Below are 6,213 nucleotides of genomic sequence, written 5' to 3'. Positions count from 1 at the left end.
TTTCTCCTGTTTCCAGAAGCAGGGAAGTGGCCATCTGACTTACTTCTTCCGGAACTTCCTCAATATTCACATTGATCCCGATCCCCACCACGACATAATGGATTCCTTCCAGTTCGGCGCTCATTTCTGTCAAAATGCCGCATAGCTTTTTCCCATCTGCCACAATATCATTCGGCCACTTAATGCCGGCATCAAGGCCCGTAACGTTCTTTATCCCGTCATAGACCGCCAGGGCGGCTACCAGTGTAATCATAGAAGCGGAAGCTGGAAGAATATCCGGCCTTAGGATTAAGCTCATAAATATGTTCTTCCCGGATGGGGACACCCAGGCGCGGCCTCTTCTGCCCCGCCCAGCGCTCTGGCAGTCTGACACAACAAGGGTACCACTTAAAGCCCCTTCTTCTGCCAGACGCCTGGCCCTTATGTTGGTGGAATCAATGACCTCGTGGTATTCCACGTCCCTGCCAAATTTCCCTTTGATGCAGCTTTTAATCTCCGTTTTCGTCATTATATCACAAGAACCGATGAAATGATACCCTTTATTTCGAACCGCCTCAATTTGATATCCCTCTTCTTCAAGCTGGCGGATGGCTTTCCAAATGGCCGTCCTGGAAACCCCAAAGCGGCCGCACAGCTCCTGCCCTGATAAGTAGCCGTCACTTTCCTTAAGCAGCTTAAGAATCTCAGTTTTCATTGACATCACCTCCACCAGATGCTCACCGCACTGATTACAGTAAGGGCGATAAGAAGAAATCCGAACAGGATGACAGCAATGCCTGCCGCCTTCTTCTTTTTCTCTCTGCCGCTAAGTCTGATTTTATAAATCCCATTGACCAGGTTAAGCATGCCGGCCAGAAAAAATATTGCCGGGAACAGAAACATATGATCTTCCGGGTTTAAAAATGATATGACAGCCAATGTTACAATCAGGATTCCTACTACAATATGGAGGACATCCACAATCATGGAAGCGTTTCTTAGGCTTCTTCCTCGTTCCTGTATATACATATTCTACTCTCCTAACGTTGCCACCATTACCGCCTTAATGGTGTGCATTCTGTTTTCTGCTTCATCAAATACCACAGATGCGCCGGATTCAAAGACCTCCTCTGTTACTTCATTTCCTTTGACAGCCGGCAGGCAGTGCATAAATATGGTAGTATCTTTCCCTGTTTTTTCCATAAGATCCTGATTCACCTGATATGGCTTTAAAAGTGCAACACGCTGTGCAGCCTTGTCCTCTTCGCCCATGGAGCACCATACATCGGTATAAATGGTATCTGCATCTTTAACCGCAGCCGTATCCTCCGTCAGAGTGATGGTACTTCCGCTCTCCGCGGCATAACCCTGGCATAATTCCACCAGCTCCCCCTTAGGCCAAAGGCTCTTAGGAGCCAGGATGGTGAAATGAACCCCCATCTTGCTCATGCCGATCATCAGGCTGTTAGCCATGTTATTGCGTCCATCCCCTGCGTATACGAAACGGAGTCCCTTTAAATATCCGAAATGTTCTTTCATCGTGAGAAGGTCTGCCAGTATCTGCGTTGGATGATAATCATCGGTCAGCCCGTTCCACACCGGAACGCCTGCATATTTAGCCAGATCTTCCACGGTCTTATGCTTAAATCCTCGGAATTCGATTCCGTCAAATACCCTTCCCAAAACTCTTGCCGTATCTTCCACGCTTTCTTTATGTCCAAGCTGAATATCATCTTTTCCTAAATATTCCGGATGTGCACCTTCATCAACCGCAGCGACCACAAAAGAACATCTGGTGCGGGTTGACGGCTTTTCAAAAATAAGAGCAATGTTTTTACCCTTCAGGGAGTTACCCGTGATCCCCTGTTTTTTCCTGGCCTTTAAATCAGCAGCTAAGTCCAGCAGGTATCCAATCTCTTCCGGTGAATAATCCTTTAATGTGATAAAATTTCTTCCTTTTAAGTTCATATTGCATCCTCCGCTTTTCTATTTGTATTTTTATACATTATTATAGAGTATATCGCATAGTTATGCAATACTTTTTTTATTTTTGTATATTAATGCATTAAGGGTATCTACCTGCATATCCGGTCTTTTTACAAATGAGGTGTGAAAGATGTTTTTCTTTCAGAATATATTCCCCTGCCGCGGCGGTTTCACCTTGTCAAGGGTCCGGAGCTTCTTTCTGATCTCCTCCATCAGCTGATCCACCGTATAAATCCGAAAGCGTTTGACCTTCAAACGTTTTGCCAGATCTTCCAACAGGCCTAAGTACATATCCTTGTAATCCCAGTCCTCCTTCAGCTTAAATTCCTCAGCCAGCCTGGGGAATATCTTTTCCGTAAAGGCACGGTACCCCGTCAGGGCCGCCATTCCCTCTTCATTAAGCGTATCCTTCATATATATTTTAAAAAGTTCCAATTCCGACATCATCTTATCAAAATAGTAGGGTTCCGTATTTGGTGCATCAATATAATAAATACGCCCGCAAAGGCCATATAAGAACCTTTTTGCATCAAAATATCCCAAAGTCATATTTTTTCTCGTCTGTTTTTTATCAAACTCCAGGATTCCCCCAAGGTCCTGTCTGGGAGCAATGTGATACACATGGATCCCCTCCGGAATCTCAGTCACCCGTTCTTTGTCAAATCCCAGACCATAGATGCGGATCACAATGATGTCTTCATACCCATGATCAAGAAGAACATTAATGGGGACATTGTTGACTCCACCGCCATCCATATACCGTTTTCCACCCAGCTTTTCATTCTTAAAAGCTAAGAAGTAAGCGCTGGCAAGCAGCATATCCTTGATGGATCCTGCATCGCTTTTTATGATATCCTCGGCCACTTCCTTCCTGTCTGAAACCGAATAAGTCACGGTATAAAGTTCCCTGTCAGAGTTTCTGAGCTTTTCCTCATCTCCCACCACTTCTTCAATGAGATTTTTCAGAGGAGTGATATCAAATCCACCATCCTTAACGATCTGCAGTCCGCTGCTTATCAGCTCCTGCAGATTTAAGGACTTGAAATCCTTTTCCTTTAACGCCTTTATGGTCTCATCGTTAACCGACATGACATGAGAGTACTCAATGTTCTTCCATATCTCTTCCGCCCGTTCCAAATCATCCATGCAAATGAGAGCGCCGTTTAAGGAGCCAACGGAAACACCTGCAACTCCCCTTATCTTTACTCCTTCTTCCCTCAAAGCCTTCCAGGCACCGATCTGGTAAGCCCCCTTGGCCCCTCCGCCTTCAAGCACCAGTCCATATTCTCTGCTTAAATCCAGTTTCAGTTCCATAAGCCCTCCTTTTAGACTATCTAAGGAAATACCCTGCAGGTATACCTCTATACCCAAAAAATATGGGCAGAATCAGAGAAATTATGCCAAAAACGCAGCAAGAGGGCATCTGCCCCCTGCTGCGGTACGTTTAAATGGAAGTCCGGCTGCTGCCGTCATAAAGGATATCCCCTGGGGATATCGCGGCAATCATAGAAAATTATTCCACCGGATTCTTAGCGATCTCCGTAATGGAAGTAACCAGCCCGGCCATGTTCTGAATATCGGAAGGGATAATGATTTTGGTAGCCTTGCCGTCAGCAACTGCCCTAAATGCCTCCAGGCTCTTAATGACTAAAACCGAATGATCCGCACCAGCTTCCTTAATCATACGTATTCCATCCGCATTGGCCTGCTGGATCTTTAAGGTAGCTTCCGCCTGGCCTTCTGCTTCACGGATCCGTTTTTCCTTTTCTGCCTCTGCATGAAGGATTGCAGCCTGCTTTTCAGCTTCCGCATCAAGGATTGCAGATTCCTTCTTTCCTTCCGCAACAAGAACGGTGGATGTCTTCTCTCCTTCTGCTCTTAAGATGGCTTCACGGCGTTCACGCTCTGCTTTCATCTGCTTCTCCATGGCATCCTGAATGGCTGCCGGAGGCATGATATTCTTAAGCTCCACACGGTTTACCTTGATTCCCCACGGGTCAGTAGCGATATCAAGGGTCTCTCTCATCTTTGCGTTGATGGTCTCTCTTGAAGTCAGGGTCTGATCCAGCTCCAGATCACCGATGATGTTACGAAGGGTCGTAGCCGTCAGATTCTCAATGGCCATGATGGGATTCTCAACACCGTATGCATAAAGCTTCGGGTCTGTTATCTGAAAAAATATGACCGTATCGATTCTCATCGTAACGTTATCCTTTGTGATAACCGGCTGAGGCGGGAAGTCTGCCACCTGCTCTTTTAAATTGACCCTTTTAGCCACACGGTCAATAATCGGCATCTTAATATGAACACCTACGGACCATGTCTCCATGAATGCTCCCAAACGTTCTACGACCAGAGCCTGTGCCTGGGGAACGATCCTGATACATGTTGACAATAAAGCCAGAATAACAATCAATATAATAATAACTGCTGTAAAACCGACAACTCCCATTCTATGATTCCTCCTTATTCATACTCACAATTAGTTTTACGCCTCTGATTTCCTTTACTTCCACAATAGCACCTACGGGGTATATGCCGTCTTCCTCCAGTGCTCTTGCCGTCCATTCCTGGCCGTTTAGGATCGCTGCGCCTTTCCCCTCCACGTTATTGATCGTGGCCGTTACCCTGGCATGTTTACCAATGAGGCTATCCATATTGGTCTTTACCGTGTTCTGATTAACATACTTTAAGGCAAAAGGCCTTGTAAAGAATAAAAGAATAAAAGATACAATAACAAACAACGCCAGCTGCACCTGAATATTTATTCCAAACAGTGCCAGCACAAATGCAACCAATGCTCCTCCCGCAAACCAGATGGTTGTCAGGGCCATGGTCGCCGCTTCAATTCCAAGAAGCACTACAAATACAATAAGCCAATAGACTGCTGCCATCTTATCATTCCCCTTCCCTGCCATTGTAGGCAAAGCTGCCCGGCAAATCTATCTGTTGACGTACGCCTATCGTTCAGCCACTTCATTCATAATACGGCGGATCGTACATATTTCTGAAAGGCGCATGTAAATGAATGGCGAACTACTACTATCATACTATATGTTCCAGTATTTCTCAATATTTTCTCAATATTTCCGTCTTTAAAAAGCCTTACAATTTTCTAACGGCTACATCCGACGCTGTCTGGCAGCTTCAAACATCAATACAGAAGCCGCAACCGCCGCGTTTAGGGATTCTACCTTTCCCTTCATGGGGATCTTTACATAAGCATCCGCCAGCGCTGCCGTTTCATCTGTCAGGCCGTTTGCTTCATTTCCCACTAAAAACCCTGTATCAACAGTATAATTCTCTTTTTCATAATTATTCCTGCCATCTAAATGTGCCGCATACAGTCTGACCCCGCCAGCTTTCAGGGCCTTTAAAGAAGCCGTAAGGTCTTTTGTATAAACAAATGGAACGCGAAAAACAGACCCCATAGTGGAGCGGATTACCTTTGGATTATAAACATCCGCCGTAGTATCACTCATGAGCACTCCGGTGATTCCAGCCCCTTCCCCGGCCCTGAGAATCGTTCCAAGATTCCCCGGGTCCTGAATATTTTCCAAAATCATCAGAAACAAAGGACCAGGCGCAGCCAGCAAGTCCTCCTCCTTGTAAGCATACTGCCTTACAATGGCTAAAATCCCCTGAGGCGTCTGGGTATCTGACATGACCTTAAACACATCCTCCGAGACAACCTCGTACTTCACTTCCGACAAAAGCTTTTTATGGGCTTCATCCTTTAAAAAACCTTCCGATACAAAAACGCTGTCAATCCTGTCCACCGGAATTTCCTTAAACATGCGAAGGCCTTCTGCTACAAAGAGGCCGTTTAAATTTCTGGCTTTGGCCTTCTTTGATAAGTTCATCACCTGTTTCACCCTTGCATTGGCACTGCTGGTTATCATAATGTACCTCTCTTTTATAAATTTTCCAGTTCTTCCAGCCACAGGCGGCTTACGGCATCGCTTGGCATGCGTAAATCTCCCCTTGGGGAAACTGCCACAGAACCCACCTTAGGCCCGTCAGGCATGCAGGAACGCTTAAACTGCTGGCTGAAAAATCTGCGGTAAAATACCTTTAACCATTTTAAAATGACTTCCTTCTCATAATGCCCTGTAAAGGCGTAAACCGCCATGCGGTAGACCTTCTCCGGCCGGCAGCCGAACCTTAAGATCTGGTACAGGAAGAAATCATGAAGCTCATAGGGGCCTACCAGGTCCTCAGTCTTCTGGGCAATTTCTCCATCCTGAG

At 45.8% G+C, this 6,213-nt stretch carries 7 protein-coding genes and 1 pseudogene; all 8 read right to left on the bottom strand.

The annotated features are described in order from the left end of the window. Positions 1–694: biotin--[acetyl-CoA-carboxylase] ligase (locus RT269_RS29455; protein WP_313188056.1), on the bottom strand; the 694-nt coding region annotated here is incomplete at its 3' end. Between the two features lie 5 nt (positions 695–699). Beyond that, on the bottom strand, positions 700–1,008 hold the full coding sequence (locus tag RT269_RS29450; RefSeq protein ID WP_313188055.1) for a DUF6637 family protein: 309 nt from the start codon (positions 1,006–1,008) through the stop codon (positions 700–702). A gap of 3 nt (positions 1,009–1,011) precedes the next feature. After that, positions 1,012–1,947 (bottom strand): ornithine carbamoyltransferase, encoded by a 936-nt coding sequence (gene argF, locus RT269_RS29445; RefSeq protein ID WP_313188053.1) that lies wholly within the window; start codon positions 1,945–1,947, stop codon positions 1,012–1,014. Between the two features lie 159 nt (positions 1,948–2,106). Then, entirely contained in the window at positions 2,107–3,279 is a 1,173-nt protein-coding gene (locus RT269_RS29440; protein WP_313188052.1) for a patatin-like phospholipase family protein, read from the bottom strand. 199 nt (positions 3,280–3,478) lie between these two features. Next, positions 3,479–4,417 carry an SPFH domain-containing protein gene (locus RT269_RS29435; RefSeq protein WP_313188051.1) on the bottom strand — a complete coding sequence of 313 codons (939 nt, stop codon included), beginning with the start codon at positions 4,415–4,417 and terminating at the stop codon, positions 3,479–3,481. Position 4,418: 1 nt separating this feature from the next. Further along, positions 4,419–4,859, bottom strand: a complete 441-nt coding sequence (locus RT269_RS29430; RefSeq protein ID WP_313188049.1) for an NfeD family protein — start codon at positions 4,857–4,859, stop codon at positions 4,419–4,421. Positions 4,860–5,087: 228 nt separating this feature from the next. Continuing rightward, positions 5,088–5,867: a TrmH family RNA methyltransferase gene (locus RT269_RS29425; RefSeq protein ID WP_313188048.1), complete on the bottom strand. Its 780-nt coding sequence runs from the start codon at positions 5,865–5,867 to the stop codon at positions 5,088–5,090. A 14-nt stretch (positions 5,868–5,881) separates the two neighbouring features. Then, positions 5,882–6,213 (bottom strand): annotated as a pseudogene (locus RT269_RS29420) (NAD(+) synthase); the annotation flags it as partial.

Origin of the sequence: Lacrimispora sp. (assembly GCF_032078915.1) — a bacterium.
Taxonomy (GTDB): domain Bacteria; phylum Bacillota; class Clostridia; order Lachnospirales; family Lachnospiraceae; genus Lacrimispora.
This window is presented reverse-complemented; position numbering and strand designations above follow the sequence as displayed.

What these genes read in the sequence shown, in the direction of transcription:
- RT269_RS29450 (WP_313188055.1), bottom strand. Translation starts at nt 1,008, where the DNA reads ATGTATATACAGGAACGAGGAAGAAGCCTAAGAAACGCTTCCATGATT.
- argF (WP_313188053.1), bottom strand. Translation starts at nt 1,947, where the DNA reads ATGAACTTAAAAGGAAGAAATTTTATCACATTAAAGGATTATTCACCG.
- RT269_RS29440 (WP_313188052.1), bottom strand. Translation starts at nt 3,279, where the DNA reads ATGGAACTGAAACTGGATTTAAGCAGAGAATATGGACTGGTGCTTGAA.
- RT269_RS29435 (WP_313188051.1), bottom strand. Translation starts at nt 4,417, where the DNA reads ATGGGAGTTGTCGGTTTTACAGCAGTTATTATTATATTGATTGTTATT.
- RT269_RS29430 (WP_313188049.1), bottom strand. Translation starts at nt 4,859, where the DNA reads ATGGCAGCAGTCTATTGGCTTATTGTATTTGTAGTGCTTCTTGGAATT.
- RT269_RS29425 (WP_313188048.1), bottom strand. Translation starts at nt 5,867, where the DNA reads ATGATAACCAGCAGTGCCAATGCAAGGGTGAAACAGGTGATGAACTTA.